Raw genomic sequence first — 14,808 nt, forward strand, 5'->3', positions numbered from 1 at the left:
CATTTCTCCTCGTTCGCGTCGATCCGCTCAGCGCGCAGTGGTTTCGAGAAACAGGAAGTCGGCGACGAGGCGCTCGTTTCCCGGGTTCGCCGCGATCGACTCCCGCAGCGCCGAAAGATAGGTCGGCGCGACCTCGTAGGGCGGCCGGCCGGCGAGGTGTGCGAAGGGGGCCGGCGAGGCGACCACGGCCACCAGCACGGTGCCGAAGGGCGGGCTCACGAGCCAGCTCGCGGGCATGTCCTCGCCCAGCGTCACGCTCTGCCGGGCCGACAGGCGCGCGTGCGTGGATTCCGGCATCAGGTGCAGCACCGCGCCATCGCTGGTGTAGTAGTCGACCCGCATGTGGCTGGCGTAGGCAGGGCCGGTGACCCTCAGTCGCACCGCATCGCCCTCGCGCAGCCGGCCCGAGGGGGCGGAGGGCGCCTCGATGCGCAGCCCGGCCTTGCTGTCCTGGTTGCGCAGTTGGTAGGGCTTGAGGATCGCTGCCACCTCGCAGTAGGGCCAGGCGCGGATGCGCAGGTCGAAATCCGGCGTCTTGGCCTGCGGCAGGGCCGCGACGTCCTGTCGCACGCGCGCGCCATCTTCGGAGCTGGCGACGAAGCCGCTGACGTGCGCACTGCCATCGGCGCCCGTCGCCAGCGCCAGGTCGGCACAGGCGTAACGCTGCAACTGCTCGGCGACACGCTCGGCGGGTGCGGGTGGCGGCCCGGCGCGGTTGCCGAGCAGCAGGCCGAGCAGGTAGATCCCGGGGACCAGCAGCGCGACGGCGCCACCGGCGCGCACCAGCGCGCGGCGGCGGCGCTGGGGCCGACGGCGTGCCGGCGGGTCCGGCGAGGCATAGGGCTGCGGCGTGAGCCGTGTCCATGCCAGCGCGTCGAGTTCGACCGGCGGGGTCGGCAACTGCTGGCCGTGCAGGCGCTTGAGCTTGCCCCATTCGCCGGTGTCGGCGTCCTCGAAGTAGTACTGCCCTCGGAAGCCCAGGGCCAGTGCGTACCAGTAGACCTCGCGCACCGCGCCGTCGTCCGGGCCGAGCGCCGCCAGGTGGTGGAAGAACTCGGTCTGCGCATTGCTGGAATTGAAGAGCGTCGATTGCAGAGGGGCTCCGGTATCGTCCGCGCCGGCCAGCCGCTGCAGGAGCTCGTCGAACCAGGCCACCGCCGCGAAGCTCGCCGACTCGACCTGCGCTGCCGGCCAGCCGGCCGAGCGCGCTGCACCGCGCGCCGCGTCGAGCAACACGCGCGCCTGCTGCCGTGCGGCGGCCGGGGCCGTCATGGCGCCGCCGGCCTCCCGTGTGGCATCGAGCCACAGCCCGAAGGCGAAGAAGGCGCAGAAGGCGTCGAGCAGGCGTGCCATGGCGGTCATGCCGACGCGCGGGGCCGGTCAGGCGTGTGCCGGGATCGATGGCCCATGCTGTCTCCCGTTGTCGTGGCTCGGAGGAAAACCATCCCACCAGCCTCGGCGCGCGCCAATACCGCAGGGGGCCTATGCCTTTCGGCAGCCGGTCATGCCTTGCTGCGCAGGCCGTTCGCCGTTATCTTCTGCCGTTTCGGAGTTCATCCGAACCCTGGGGTTACGTCATGAAAATCCTGATCGCCGACGATCACCGACTCGTCATGGAAGCGGTCAAGGCCAAGCTGGCCGAACTCGAGCCCGGCATCGAATTCGTCCTGGCCATGAGCGTCGACGAGTTGCTGGCCGCGGCCACCGACGACCTGGACCTGGCGCTGATCGACCTGAACATGCCGGGCGCGCAAGGCCATGGCCACATCGACGAAATGCGCCGACGCCATCCGGCCGTGCCGGTGATCGTGCTGTCGGGCACCGAAGACCCGGCGGTGATGCGCGCGACCATCGAGCGCGGCGTGCTGGGCTTCATCCCCAAGGCCTATTCGCCCGACGTGATGATCTCCGCCGTGCGGCTGGTGCTCGCCGGTGGCGTCTACGTCCCGCCGATGATGCTGTCGGCCGTGCCCGCCGGCATCGTGGCCGGGGTGCCGGCGGCCGAGGTCGCGCGGCAACTCGGCGGCGCCAGCCACACGCTCGACCACCTGCGCAACGTGCTCACCGACCGGCAGGTCGAAGTGCTCCAGCTGCTGTCCCAGGGCAAGCCCAACAAGTTGATCGGCCGCAGCCTCGGCATCAGCGAGGGCACGGTCAAGATCCACCTCGCGGCGATCTTCCGCGCCCTCAACGTCCGCAACCGCACCGAGGCGGTGGTCGCGGCGCAGGCGCTCACCGAAGCCTGACTAGGGCCTGTTAACGCTATTTCCGGAAATAGCGTGAACAGGCCTAGCTCGACTTCCATCGGGCACAGCGCGACTCGGCCTTGGTCGTCCAGGGCAACTCGCCCTTGATCGATTCGACGACCTTGTAGTAGTCCCACGGCTCTTTCGACTCGGCCGGCGTCTTCACCTGCAGCAGGTGCATGTCGTGCACCATGAGCCCGTCGCCGCGAAGCCATCCGCCCTTGACGAACATGTCGTCGAACCGGGACTTGCGCAGCTGCGCCATGATCTTCTCCGGGTCGTCGGAGCCGGCCGCCTTCACGGCCCTGAGGTACTGAAGAGCCGCCGAGTAGTCGCCGGCATGGAACGAGGAAGGCATGCGCTTGTGCTTGTCGAAGAAGCGGCGCGCCCAGTCCCGCGACTCGGCGCTCTGGTTCCAGTACCAGCTGTCTGTGAGATACATGTTCTGGGTCGTCTTCAGGCCCAGGGCATGGACATCGTTGATCGTGATGATCATCCCGGCCAGCTTCATGCCCTTGCCGAGGCCGAATTCCGCGGCGGACTTCAGCGCGTTCACCGTGTCGCCGCCCGCGTTCGCCAGTGCCAGCACGTCCGCCTTCGAGCTCTGCGCCTGCAGCATGTAGGAGGAGAAGTCGCTGGCGCCCAGCGGGTGCTTGATCGAGCCGGCGACCGTGCCGCCATTCTCGAGAATCACCTTGGTCGCGTCGTTCTGCAGCGAGGCGCCGAAGGCGTAGTCGGCGGCGACGAAGTACCACTTCTTCGCGCCTGCCCTGACCACCGCGCCGGCCGTGCCACGGGCCAGCGCCACGGTGTCGTAGGCGTATTGCACGGTGTACGGCGAGCAGAACTCGTTGGTGAGGCTGGAGGCGCCCGAGCCCACGACGAAGTACGGCTTCTTCTTTTCGGCGGCCACGCCCGCCATGGCGATCGCGGCGCCCGAATTCACGCCGCCGATGAGCATGTCCACCTTGTTGACATCGAACCACTCGCGCGCCTTGGCTGCCGCGATGTCGGGCTTGTTCTGGTGGTCCATGGTCAGCAGCTCGATCTGCTTGCCGTTCACCATGCCGCCGGCATCGGCGATGGCCATGCGGATCGCATCGGCGCCGGCCGGGCCGTCGTAGTCCCGGTAGACGCCCGACATGTCGCTGATGAAGCCGATGCGCACGACATCGTCGGAGACCTGGGCCGACACGGCGGTCGCTGCGATCACCAGGCCGACGGCCACTGCAACGCAATTCTTCTTCATGGGTGTCTCTCGTGGTGGGGTGAAGGTCAAAGGGCGAACGCGGGCCGCACCGCACCGACGCGGGGAAGGCCCATCATGGCGCGCGCCTCGGCCGGCGTCGCTGGCTCCATGTCGAGCTCCCGGATGATGCGAACGATGCGTTCCGTCAGCTGGATGTTGGTCGCGAGCTCGCCCTGGCGCAGATAGAGGTTGTCCTCCAGGCCGACGCGCGCGTGGCCGCCCAGCAGCAGGGACGCGACATTGGCTTCCAGCTGCGACGGGCCGATGCCGCTGACGCAGAAGATGCTGTTGCGCGGCAGCGTGTCCACCATCATCTGAAGAAAGCGCGGGGAGTACGGCATGGCGTTCTGGAAATTGCGATGCACGTTCATCACGATGTTCACGAAGTGCGGCGCGTCGTCGAGCCCTTCGCCGATGAGCGTGGTGGTGTCCTGAAGGATGTGGGTCGGACTGAACACCTCCCACTCCGGCTTGATGCCGCGTGCCTTCATGCCTGCCGCCAATTCGCGGCCGCGGGCGATCGAGGTGTCCATCAGGATCTCCTTGCCCTCGAAGCTGAGGTTCAGCGTCGTTGCATCGAGCGTGCACATCTCCGCACCGGCCTCCATGCCCTTGAGCCGCTCCTCCCACAGGATCTCCCAGCGGTCGCCGGCGAGCGGCTTGACCATGTCGCCGTGGACGCCGCCGCCCGTCGAGTTGTTGATCACGATGTCGCTGCGGGCCCGGATGCGTGCGTTGATGTCGCGGTAGACGGCGGGATCGCAGGTGGCGCCATCGTCCGGCCTGCGCGCATGGATGGCCACGACGCTCGCGCCCGCGTTCCAGCAGCGCACGACGTCGTCCGCGATCTCCGCGGGCTGCGTCGGAAGGTGCGGGTTCTGCGACTTGTGGGCCATGCCCCCTGTGGGAGCGATGGTCAGGATGACTTTGCGTTTGGACATGGAGTTCGTCTGGTGGGGGGAGTGGAGGGGGATCGCGCAGGGCGAGGGCTCAGGCATCACGGCCGGCCCGGCCCGAAGCCGTGGCCGGGGCAGGCCGCGCGACGCGGATCACGCGGGTGTCGGGTGCTTCGGCGTGCATGCGCGCCACCTCGTCCGCTCGGCGAGTCAGGACGGCGCGCTGGTTCACGTAGCCCTTGTCGGTGATCTCGCCCGCATCGGCATCGGGTGGGTCCGTCAGGAACATCACGCGGCGCGGCATCTGCGACGAGCCGACGCCGCTCTGCTCGAACATCGACAGCGCCTCCCGGACGCGCTGCGCGACCTCGTCGGCCGATGCCTGGCTGGCGGCGGGGCTCGGGAACACGAGGGCGCCGATCTCGTCGCGGTCGTGACCGGTCAGGACCACGTCGGCGGCGTAGGGCGACAGCGCGGAGACGAGCTTCAGGCGCAGGGGCCCCACGGACACCCAGGTCCCGGTGGAGAGCTTGAAGTCTTCCGAGACCCGGCCATCGAAGAGCACGCCGCGCGAAGGATCGCCGGGGTCGACGACGAGGCCGGCGTCGCCGATCCTGTAGAAGCCCTCGTCGTCGAAGGCGGCTGCCGTGAGCGCGGGCGCATCGCGGTAGCCCGCGAAGACGCTGACACCTCGCACGCGCATTTCCAGCTTTTCGCCGTTGCGCACCAGCTTGAGTTCCGTGCCCGGCAGCGGGACGCCGATGCAACCCGCGCCATCGAGCCTGAAGTGCGCGCTGGTGACGAGCGGTGCGGTCTCCGTCGCGCCCCAGGAGGTGGTCAGCCACAGCGGCTCTTCGCGCACCTGGGCGGCCAGTGCTTCCAGTCGGCCCCAGGTCGCGGCAGGAAGCGCTGCCGCAGCGTAGAACACCAGCTGCAGCCGCGACAGGACATCGCGTGCCAGGTCGAGGTCGGCTTCCAGCAGCGGCAGCAGCATGTCCAGCCCGCGCGGCACGTTGAAATGCAGGTTGGGCCGGACCTCGCGCAGATTGCGCACCGTCTTCTCGATGAGCCCCGGCGCGGGGCGGCCCTCGTCGATGTACAGCGCGCCGCCATGGCGCAGGACCATGTGGAGGTTGTGGTTGCCGCCGAAGGTGTGGCTCCAGGGCAGCCAGTCGACGATCACGGGCTTTTCCGTCTCGAGGAAGCGCCAGGTCTGGGCCAGCGCCTGCTGGTTGGCGCAGAGCATCCGGTGCGTGTTGGGGACGACCTTGGGCTGTCCGGTCGAGCCGGAGGTCAGAAGGTACTTGGCGACGTCGTCGCCGCTGAGCGTCTCGAACACGGCCATCACGGCGGGCGTTTCGCGGGTCTCCAGAAAGCGGGCGAAGTCGAGTGCGCCGGGCATGTGCTCGGCGCCGTCGCCGAGCACCTGGATGGCGTCCCCCGCGCAGGCGGCCATCGCGGCGCCGTACACCTTGGCGTCGGCGGCGTAGATGAGCGAAGGGTGCAGCGCATCGACGATGCCGCGGATCTTCGCGTGGTCCCTGGAGAGGCGCGAGTAGGCGCTGGAGACCGGGCAGACCGGCAGTCCGACATGCATGGCCCCCAGCATGAGCAGCGCATGGTCGATCGAGTTGTCGGACAGAATCACGATGGGCCGCTCGCGGGGCAGCCCGAGGTCGATCAGGCGTTGCGCGATCGCACCGATGGCCACGCGCAGCTGGCCCCAGGTCATGCGCCGCCAGCCGCCGGCCGCATCGCGCTCCGCCAGCGCCAGCGCGTCGGGTGTTTCGCCCGACCAGCGTTCGATCCATTCGCCGATGCAGCGCGCGTAGTCGCCCAGCGGCTCGGTCGAGCGCAGCACCAGGCTGCCGTCGGCATGTCGGCGGCACGCGATGCGGGCGGGCGCGACGCGTGCGGGGTCGTCGTAGATGGCCATGGCGCTCATTCCCCTGGCCATGCCTGCGCCTTGCCCTTGATCGCGGCGATCAGCAGTTCGTCGCGTGCCGCTTCCAGGTCCGCCAACCGCCGGCCCGCCAGTTCGTCGTCGACGCCCTGCACGATCCTGGCCTTCAGCGCGGGCGTCAGCGTCGGCGAACCGAGGTCCTTCCACCAGTCCTCGATGGGGCCGCCCAGGTGATCGAGCACATGACGGATGCCGCCGGCGCCGCCGGAGAAATGCAGGTTCAGGAACGGGCCGCAGACACCCCAGCGGAGGCCGGGGCCGTAGGCGATGGCGGTGTCGATGTCCTCCACCGTGGCGACGCCCTGTTCGACCAGATGGAAGGCCTCGCGCCAGAGCGCCGCCTGCAGCCGGTTGGCGATGTGGCCCTTGATCTCCTTGCGGCCGTGGATCGGGCGCTTGCCGATCGCGGTGTAGAAGGCCATCGTCCGTTCGATGGTGCGGGGCGACGTGCGCTCCCCGCCGATGACTTCCACCAGGGGAATGAGATGGGGCGGATTGAAGGGGTGTCCCAGGACGACGCGTTCCGGGTGCTGGCAACCGGCCTGGATCGCGGTGGTCGAGAGACCGGACGAACTCGACGCGAGGATGACCTCCGGCGGCAGCAGCGCGTCCATGCGCCGAAAGAGATCCGCCTTGACGTCGAGACGTTCGGGGCCGTTCTCCTGCACGAAGTCGGCACCTTGCAAGGCATCTTCCAGATCGCGGTGGAAGCGAAGGCGCTGTGTCGATGCGCCCGGCGCCAGGCCGAGCCGTTCCAGGGTCGGCCAGTGCTGTGCCACGCTGTCCCGCAGCCGCTGCTCCGCGCCGTCCGACGGATCGGTCGCGACGACGTCGAGGCCCTGGGCGAGAAAATGGGCGGCCCAACTGGCGCCGATGACGCCCGTTGCGACGACGGCGACGCGCTGGATGGTGGGAGGGAGCATGGGTGCGGGGTCCGGTCGTTGGCGCGTGCGCTGGCGGGCCAGTGCATGCAGGGTGACGAAGCCCCGGATTGTTCGATGCCCCCCGGGATGGCACAGTCGTCAGCACGACAATCGACACCCGGGAAAACCACCGGACCCCCTGCACGACGTGAGCGCGTCCAATACCCCATGAGCATCAGAGCCGCGCCGCGTGCGTCCGGAATCACCCTTGCGCAACTGCTGGCGGAATCGGCGTGGTTTCCGCAGTTGACACAGGCTGCCCGCGACCAGGTGCTGTCCGACGTGGTGGAGCGAACGGTCGCGGCCGGTGAGGCGCTCATCCGTCATGGCGAGACGGCGCTGTGGTGGAACGGCGTGATGGACGGGGTGATGAAGTGGTCGACGGGCACGCGGGCCGGACGCTCCGTCACGCTGGGCGGGCTGACGACCGGAAGCTGGTTCGGCGAAGGCAGCCTGTTGCGCGGCAAGCCGGTGCAGGCCGACGTCATCGCGTTGCGCCACAGCCGTGTGGCGCTGCTCCCCAAGAACACCTTCGAGTGGCTGTACGACACGGAACCTCGCTTCGGCCGCTTTCTGCTCAACCAGATCAACGAGCGCCTGCACTGGTTCATGGGCGACTTCGCCGCGCACCGTGTGTTGAGCGTCGAAGCGCAGGTGGCCCGGGCGCTGACCGGCTTGATCCATCCCTGGTTGAATCCGGGCGGCGATCTGCACCTGCAGATCTCCCAGGAAGAACTGGCGAACCTCGTGGGCCTCTCGCGTCAGCGCTGCAATCAGGCCCTGAGCCAGTTCAAGGGCCTGTCGATCGTGCGCACCGAGTACGGCGGCATCACCATCCTGGATGCGCAGCGGCTCGAATCACTCACGCGGGTCGAATAGAGGGGCCGCCGCCGCGACCGGCGCGCCGCGCGCCGTCTACGCGCCCAGCTGCAGGAACACCCGCCCGCCCTCGATGCGCACCGGGTAGCTGCGCAGGTCCGCGGTGACCGGCGCGCAGGTCGCGCGGCCGTCGCGGATGTCGAAGCGGCCCTGGTGCAGCGGACACTCGATCTCGAAGCCCTCGAGAAAGCCGTCGCACAGCCGTGCCTGGCCGTGGGTGCAGGTGTTGTCGGTGGCGAAGATGCGGCCCTCCACCTTGTAGAGGGCGATGTCGCGGCCGGCGACCTGGGCGCCGATCACATCGTCCTCTGGCACGTCGTCCTCGGCGCTCGCATCGATCCATGGGGTGTCGTTCATCGGAGGGCCTCAGATCGGGTAGATGATGGAGTTCGGGATCATTTCGCTGTCGTACACGCACAGGCGCGACGCGAACCGGAGTCCGTCCGGCGTCCGGACGATGGTGTCGATGTAGCGGCCGACGTTGAAGACGGTCGATGCCTGCGACAGCTTGGTGCGGAACACCGCGTAGTTGGCTTCCACCTCGAAGCGGTCGGGCGTCGCCGACCGGATCAGCGGCGCGCCGACGACATGCCGCTGGTAGTACGGGTCGTGAAACAGCGTCTCGCGGATGCCGTAGACGCGGTCCTTCAGCATGCCCTTGCTCTCGAAGAACAGGGTGGCCAGCGGGAAGCCGCGCTCGTGGTTCTCGCGCGGGATCAGCTTGTAGAGGCAGTCCTCGACGAAGAACTCCGGCCACAGGCCCCAGTCGCCGGAATCCACGGCCTGCGCGTAGTCGGCATGCAGGCGCGCGATCGCGGCGTAGTCGTGGAAGCCGACGTCCGGTGCAGCGTTCGGCGTGGTCGCCGTCGGTGTTTCAGTCATGTCGTTCATGGGGTTCAGGCCTCCATGACTTCGCGCCAGTAGGCGTACATGCCGCGGATCAGCGTCTCGGTCACCATGTGGTCGGTGTCGCCGACCTCGCGCCCGCCGAGCTCGGCCAGCGTGCGATGGAAGGGCTTCTGCTCGAAGCCTTGCTGCGAGAACTCGATGACCTCGCCATCGTCGGCCGAGACGAAGCCGGCCGGCCCGAACAGGTTGGCCTGCCGCAGCCGGCGCTGCGTCATCTCGTCCGTGTCGTCGTCGAAGCCGAAGTGCGTCCACACGAAGTCGAAGGCGCCATGGCCGTCGGGCTGGATGTGGCGGGTGGAGACGCTGTTGACCTGCTGCTGCAGGATGACGCTCGGGAACAGCGTCATCATCACGGCTGTCGGCCCGCCCCACCAGGGCTCCGGCACGATGTCGAGAAAGCGTGGGTCGTTGAGTGTCATGCTCTCCTTGAAGCTCGACACCTGCGTCACCTGGTCGGCCTTGCCCGACTGGCCGCGCGTGGAGATCATCGCGGCGTGGCGATGCCGGGCGTCCATCTTCAGCTCGCTCTTGTTGTCGGCGCGCCAGAGCCCGAAGGTGACGAACCAGGTGTGCAGCAGGCCGGGGTGGTACGGGTCCTTGATGTTCTCCTGCATCAGCTTCCAGTTGCCCGGAATGCGCTGGCGGTTGTAGCCGAGGATGCGCAGCTGCCGGCCGTTGAACAGGCGGTCGAAGTAGCCCAGGATGGTCGGCCCGAGGAAATCCTCCAGCGACTCGATGTCGTGGTCGAAGCTCGCGAACACCACGCCGCCGCGCGTCGCCACCTTGAGCTTGTTCAAGCCGTGGTCGTCGGTCTTGAAGTCGGCCGGCATGCCGCCGTTGACCTTGCCGTCCTGCTTCACGCCGCGCCGGAAGGGCACGCCCTGCAGGTCGCCCTGCAGCGTGTAGCTCCACTGGTGGTAGGGGCAGACGAACTCCTTGCGGTTGCCGTGCCGCTCGCGGCAGAACTGCATGCCGCGGTGCGCGCAGACGTTCTCGACCACGCGGATGCCACCCTCGGCATCGCGCACCATGAGCACCGAGCGCTCGCCCACGACGGTGCGCTTGAAGTCGCCGGGCGCGGGGATCTCCGCTTCGAGGCCCACGTAGTTCCAGTGCTTCGTATAGAAGAAGCGTTCGAGTTCCTTCCTGTGCTGGGCCTCGTCGGTGTAGGCCATGAAGGGGATGCGGCTGGTGTCGGCGGACGCCCAGTGGATGCGGGCCGGAAAGGTGCCCGTGTCGGCGGTGCTCATCGTGTGTCTCCTTTATCGTTGAAGCTCAATGGCCGCTGGCGTAGAACGCATCGGCATGGATCTGGTCGGCCTGGATCCCCAGTCGGTGGACCAGCAGGCGCGTGGCGTCCACCAGGGGTGGCGCGCCGCACAGGTAGGCGCGAAAGCCCGCCAGTGAGGAACCCGGCCAGTCGCTCGCGATCGCATCCGTCACCAGGCCGCTGCGGCAGTCCGGCGCCTGGCCGGCGCTGAGCACCACATGCACCTGCAAGGACGGATGCTCCCGCTGCAGCGCCGCGAGCTGGTCGCGGCCATACAGGTCGCGCGCCGCACGCACGCCGAAGTACAGGTGGATCGGATGGCGCATGCCCTCGGCGATCGCGCCGCGCACGATCGAGAGGATCGGCGCGAGGCCGGTGCCGCCGGCCACGCACAGCATCGGCCCCGCGTGCCTGCGCCGCAAATAGGCGCAGCCGAGCGGGCCGCTCACGCGCACGCTGTCGCCGACCGCGAGAGACGTCGCGACGTAGCCGCTCACGCGGCCGTCCGGCACCATCCGCACATGGAACTCGAGGGCGTCGTCACCCGGCAGGCCGGCCATTGAATAGGGGCGCACATGTTCGGGCGTGAACTGCAATTGCGCGTACTGCCCGGGCGAGAAGTCCAGCGCCTTGGCGGCTTTCAGGCGGATGCGGCGGATGTCGTGCGTCGGCGCGTCGATCGCCACCACCGTGGCCTTGAGCACCCTGGCGGTGTGGACGACGACGTCGTCGATCTCCGGGATCTCGACCGTGCAGGGTTCGGTCAGCGATGTCTGGCAGGCCAGCACGTACGCGTCGGGCTGCTCGGCGGCTTCCGCCACATCGCATGCCGGGCCCTTGACCAGCTTGCAGCGGCAGGTGCCGCAGCGGCCGGCCATGCAGCTGTAGGAGATCGGAATGCCGTGGCTGCGCAGCGCTTCCAGCAGGTTGATGCCCGGCGCCACGTCGAGCGTGCGCTGGAGCGGTCGCACCAGGAGTTCCATCGTGTCTTGTCTCGTCGTCTCTTGTTGTCTGCCGCCGATGGGGCGATGAGGTCCGATGCTCGGGCTGCGGTAAAAATCAGTCAATACAATGGCGTCGATGTTCAATATCACTTGAATCAATGATGTGAAGGGCCCTTCATGGAGCTGCATGACATCGACCTGAACCTGCTGGTGGTGTTCGACCAGCTCATGGCGGAACGCAAGGTGTCGAAGGTCGCCGAGAACCTCGGGCTGGGCCAGCCGGCCGTCAGCAACGCGCTGGCACGTCTTCGCAAGCTGCTGGGTGACGAGTTGTTTCTTCGCACCTCGGCCGGCATGCAGCCGACGCCGTTCGCGGACCAGCTGGCCGCATCGGTCGGCCTGGCGCTGGGCATGCTCCACAGCGCCGTGAACGCCCGAAGCACCTTCGACCCCGGCAACAGCCAGCGCCGCTTCGCGATCGGCATGACCGACATCGGCGAGATCTATTTCCTGCCCCGGCTGATGCAGCGCCTGCACGAGCTTGCGCCGCAGGTGTCGATCACCACGGTGCGCAACACGGCGGTGAACCTCAAGGACGCGATGGAGGCGGGCCAGGTCGACCTCGCGATCGGCCTGCTGCCGCAGCTCAAGAGCGGGTTCTTCCAGCGGCGCCTGTTCGAGCAGAAATACGTCTGCCTCGTGCGGCGCCGGCATCCGCTGACGCGCCGGAAACTGCAGGAAGCGGACTTCTTCGCCGCAGAACACCTGGCCGTGGTCTCCGCAGGCACGGGCCACGGCCGCATCGACCAGATCCTGGACCGGAACGCACCGCAGCGAAAGGTTCGGCTGACGGTGCCGCACTACGTGGCGCTCGGCCACATCCTTCAGTCCAGCGACCTGGTCGCGACCGTGCCGCAACGGCTGGCCGAGCGGATGGTGGCGCCGTTCGAGCTGGCGGTGCTGCCGCATCCGGTCCAGCTGCCGGCAATCGCCATCCACCTGTTCTGGCATGCCAAGTACCAGAAGGACCCGGCAAACCAGTGGCTGCGCAACCTGATCGTCGAACTGCACGCCGATTGACGGCGCACGCGGCGCGGGCGATGCAGCGTCAGACGCCCAGCCAGCTGGACAGCGTGGCCGGGTCCGCCGCGAGCGGCGCCGACTCGGACGCCAGCACGATGCGGCCCTTCTCCATCACCACCGCATGGTCGGTGTGCGCCAGCACCTTGCGCCAGTCGCGGTCGACGATCAGCGTGGCGATGCCGGTGCTGCGGATGTCCGCGATCACCCGCCAGATCTCCGCGACGATCAGCGGCGCCAGGCCCTCCGTCGCCTCGTCGAGGATGAGCAGGCGCGGGTTGGTCATCAACGCCCGGCCGATCGACAGCATCTGCTGTTCGCCGCCCGACAGTTGCTGGCCGCCGTGCGAGAGCCGTTCGGTGAGGCGCGGGAAGGTCGCCATCACGCGGTCGAAGGTCCAGGCGCGGCGCCCATCCAGGCCGGCGCGCTCGCTCATCAGCAGGTTCTCGCGCACCGACAGGTTGGGGAAGATGCCGCGACCCTCGGGCACGTAGCCGATGCCCTGCCGGGCCATTTTCTCGGGCGCCCAGCCGGTCACGTCGCGGCCGTCGAGCAACACGCGGCCGGAGGCCGGCCGCACGTAGCCCATCAGCGAGCGGATCAGCGTGGTCTTGCCCATGCCGTTGCGCCCGAGCAGGCCGAGCGAGGTGGCTGCCGGGTGCACGGCATCGACCCCGCGCAGGATGTGGCTGTCGCCGTAGTAGGTGTGGAGCGATTCGATTCGCAGCATGTCAATGTGCTCCCTCGTCGCCCAGGTAGGCCTCGCGCACGGCGGGGTCCTGCCGGATCGTGGCGGGGTCGCCGCTGGCGATGACCGCGCCGTTGACCATCACGGTGATGCGGTCGGCGATGCGAAAGACCGCGTCCATGTCGTGCTCGACCAGCAGGATGGCGTGCGACGCCTTCAGGCGTTCGAGCAAGGCCAGCATCCGGTCGGTCTCCTCGGCGCCCATGCCCGCCAGCGGTTCGTCCAGCAGCAGCACCCGCGGCCGGGTCGCCAGGCACATCGCGACCTCGAGCTGGCGCTTGGCGCCGTGGCTCATCGTGCCGGCGATGCGGCGCGCCTCGGTGTCGAGCCCGGCGGCACGCAGCGCTTCGTCGGCCGCCGCGTTGCTGGACGCGCAGCGGTGCGAGGCCTGCCAGATCGCCCACGGTCGCGGCGTCGCGGCCTGCGCGGCGAGGCGGCAGTTCTCGTGCACGGTGAACTCGGGGAAGATGGTCGTGCGCTGGTAGCTGCGGCCCACGCCGTCGCGGGCCCGGCGCGATTGCGCGCGGGTGGTGATGTCTTCGCCGGCCAGCGCGATGCGGCCCTCGGAGGCCTCGATCTCGCCCGAGAGCATGTTGATCAGCGTCGACTTGCCGGCGCCGTTGGTGCCGATCACGGCGTGCACTTCGCCGCGCTTCAGGTCGAGCGTCACGGCGTTCACCGCGACCAGGCCGCCGAAGCGGCGGGTGAGCCCCTGCACCGTCAGCAGTGCGCCGCTCATGGCGTCACCGCCTTCGGCTGCGGGCTCGGCGACAGGCGTGCGGCCAGGCCGATCAGTCCCTTCGGCAGCAGCGCCACGAACACGATAATCGCGATGCCGAGCGTGAGCTGCCAGTGGTCGGCCAGCGGCCCCACGAGCGCATGCGTCCCGAGGATTTCCTTGAGCACGGTGAAGGCGACGGCGCCGATCACCGCGCCGCGCAGGTGGCCGAGGCCGCCGAGGATGATCATCAGCAGCACCTCGCCGGAGTTGTGCCAGGCCAGCAGTTCGGGGTTGACCACACCGTCGCGCGAGGCGACCAGGAAGCCCGCCAGGCCGGCCAGCGCGCCTGCGAGCACGAAGGCCGCGAGCTTGTAGCCGTACACGGCGAAGCCGGCCGCGCGCATGCGCTGTTCGTTCACGCGGATGCCCGCCAGCGCCGCGCCGAAGCGGGAGCGGCGGATGAGCGCGAGCAGGCCGTAGGTGCCGGCCAGTGCCGCGAGCACCGCATAGAACTGTACGCGGCGGTTTTCCATGTCGATCGGGCCGAGGCTCGGCCGCACGTACATATAGATGCCGTCGCTGCCGCCGCCGACCTTGGTGTCGTGGAAGATGAAGAAGGCCATCTGTGCGAAGGCCAGCGTGACCATGATGAAGTAGACGCCGCGCGTGCGCAGGCTGAGCGCGCCGACCACCAGCGCGTACAGCGCGGCGCTGCCCATCGCCAGCGGCAGCAGCCAGGCGATCGAGCCGCCCTCGGCGCCAGAGCCCAGCACCGTCGCGTAGGCGCCGATGCCGTAGAAGGCCGCATGGCCGAGGCTCACGAGGCCGGTCATGCCGACCAGCAGTTCGAGGCTCAGCGCGAAGATCGACAGGATCATCACCTTGACGACGAGGTCGGACGCGTACGGCCCCAGCAATGGCCCGGCCGCCGCCAGGAGCACGGCGCAGAGCAGGGGAATCCAGGCAGAGAAGTTCTTCAT

The 14,808-nt window shown here is 68.7% G+C and carries 15 protein-coding genes; 3 read left to right on the top strand and 12 right to left on the bottom strand.

Annotated elements, in window-relative coordinates; genetic code table 11:
• Nucleotides 1-27 precede the first annotated feature (27 nt).
• Nucleotides 28-1,353, bottom strand: a complete 1,326-nt coding sequence (locus N8A90_RS21700; RefSeq protein ID WP_262077246.1) for a DotU family type IV/VI secretion system protein — start codon at nucleotides 1,351-1,353, stop codon at nucleotides 28-30.
• Nucleotides 1,354-1,577: 224 nt separating this feature from the next.
• On the opposite strand from N8A90_RS21700, the gene N8A90_RS21705 reads away from it, so the two are divergent.
• The gene (locus tag N8A90_RS21705) at nucleotides 1,578-2,246 is read left to right on the top strand and encodes a response regulator transcription factor (protein ID WP_262077248.1); all 669 of its coding nucleotides are present in this window, start codon (nucleotides 1,578-1,580) and stop codon (nucleotides 2,244-2,246) included.
• Nucleotides 2,247-2,289: 43 nt separating this feature from the next.
• Here N8A90_RS21705 and N8A90_RS21710 read toward each other — a convergent pair whose 3' ends face one another.
• From N8A90_RS21710 to N8A90_RS21725, 4 genes are read right to left on the bottom strand one after another with little or no spacing between them, the layout of a single operon-like run.
• Nucleotides 2,290-3,495, bottom strand: a complete 1,206-nt coding sequence (locus N8A90_RS21710) for an ABC transporter substrate-binding protein (RefSeq protein ID WP_262077250.1) — start codon at nucleotides 3,493-3,495, stop codon at nucleotides 2,290-2,292.
• A gap of 26 nt (nucleotides 3,496-3,521) precedes the next feature.
• Nucleotides 3,522-4,436 (bottom strand): 3-keto-5-aminohexanoate cleavage protein, encoded by a 915-nt coding sequence (locus N8A90_RS21715; protein WP_262077252.1) that lies wholly within the window; start codon nucleotides 4,434-4,436, stop codon nucleotides 3,522-3,524.
• Nucleotides 4,437-4,485: 49 nt separating this feature from the next.
• Nucleotides 4,486-6,336, bottom strand: coding sequence for a feruloyl-CoA synthase (locus N8A90_RS21720; RefSeq protein WP_262077330.1), 1,851 nt, complete (start codon nucleotides 6,334-6,336; stop codon nucleotides 4,486-4,488).
• Nucleotides 6,333-7,277 (bottom strand): 3-hydroxyacyl-CoA dehydrogenase NAD-binding domain-containing protein, encoded by a 945-nt coding sequence (locus N8A90_RS21725; RefSeq protein WP_262077253.1) that lies wholly within the window; start codon nucleotides 7,275-7,277, stop codon nucleotides 6,333-6,335. The genes N8A90_RS21720 and N8A90_RS21725 overlap by 4 nt, the downstream gene beginning before the upstream one ends.
• Nucleotides 7,278-7,445: 168 nt before the next feature.
• Between N8A90_RS21725 and N8A90_RS21730 the strand changes: the two genes are divergently transcribed.
• Nucleotides 7,446-8,156, top strand: a complete 711-nt coding sequence (locus tag N8A90_RS21730) for a Crp/Fnr family transcriptional regulator (protein ID WP_262077255.1) — start codon at nucleotides 7,446-7,448, stop codon at nucleotides 8,154-8,156.
• Between the two features lie 36 nt (nucleotides 8,157-8,192).
• Here N8A90_RS21730 and N8A90_RS21735 read toward each other — a convergent pair whose 3' ends face one another.
• From N8A90_RS21735 to N8A90_RS21750, 4 genes are read right to left on the bottom strand one after another with little or no spacing between them, the layout of a single operon-like run.
• Complete coding sequence (locus N8A90_RS21735; protein WP_262077257.1) at nucleotides 8,193-8,513, bottom strand: non-heme iron oxygenase ferredoxin subunit; 321 nt, start codon at nucleotides 8,511-8,513, stop codon at nucleotides 8,193-8,195.
• Between the two features lie 9 nt (nucleotides 8,514-8,522).
• Nucleotides 8,523-9,047 carry an aromatic-ring-hydroxylating dioxygenase subunit beta gene (locus N8A90_RS21740; RefSeq protein ID WP_410087728.1) on the bottom strand — a complete coding sequence of 175 codons (525 nt, stop codon included), beginning with the start codon at nucleotides 9,045-9,047 and terminating at the stop codon, nucleotides 8,523-8,525.
• 5 nt (nucleotides 9,048-9,052) lie between these two features.
• Nucleotides 9,053-10,315, bottom strand: coding sequence for an aromatic ring-hydroxylating dioxygenase subunit alpha (locus N8A90_RS21745; protein ID WP_262077259.1), 1,263 nt, complete (start codon nucleotides 10,313-10,315; stop codon nucleotides 9,053-9,055).
• Between the two features lie 25 nt (nucleotides 10,316-10,340).
• A complete protein-coding gene (locus N8A90_RS21750; protein WP_262077261.1) occupies nucleotides 10,341-11,318 on the bottom strand; it encodes a 2Fe-2S iron-sulfur cluster-binding protein in 978 nt (325 codons plus the stop codon).
• 138 nt (nucleotides 11,319-11,456) lie between these two features.
• Here N8A90_RS21750 and N8A90_RS21755 point away from each other — a divergent pair, with 138 nt between their 5' ends.
• A complete protein-coding gene (locus N8A90_RS21755; protein WP_262077262.1) occupies nucleotides 11,457-12,359 on the top strand; it encodes a LysR family transcriptional regulator in 903 nt (300 codons plus the stop codon).
• A 28-nt stretch (nucleotides 12,360-12,387) separates the two neighbouring features.
• Here N8A90_RS21755 and N8A90_RS21760 read toward each other — a convergent pair whose 3' ends face one another.
• The 3 genes from N8A90_RS21760 to N8A90_RS21770 are packed head-to-tail and all read right to left on the bottom strand — an operon-like array spanning nucleotide 12,388 to nucleotide 14,808.
• Nucleotides 12,388-13,089 carry an ABC transporter ATP-binding protein gene (locus N8A90_RS21760; protein WP_262077263.1) on the bottom strand — a complete coding sequence of 234 codons (702 nt, stop codon included), beginning with the start codon at nucleotides 13,087-13,089 and terminating at the stop codon, nucleotides 12,388-12,390.
• A gap of 1 nt (nucleotide 13,090) precedes the next feature.
• Complete coding sequence (locus N8A90_RS21765; RefSeq protein ID WP_262077264.1) at nucleotides 13,091-13,846, bottom strand: ABC transporter ATP-binding protein; 756 nt, start codon at nucleotides 13,844-13,846, stop codon at nucleotides 13,091-13,093.
• Nucleotides 13,843-14,808, bottom strand: a complete 966-nt coding sequence (locus tag N8A90_RS21770; protein WP_262077265.1) for a branched-chain amino acid ABC transporter permease — start codon at nucleotides 14,806-14,808, stop codon at nucleotides 13,843-13,845. The genes N8A90_RS21765 and N8A90_RS21770 overlap by 4 nt, the downstream gene beginning before the upstream one ends.

Source organism: Variovorax sp. N23 (assembly GCF_025486315.1).
Lineage (GTDB): Bacteria > Pseudomonadota > Gammaproteobacteria > Burkholderiales > Burkholderiaceae_C > Variovorax.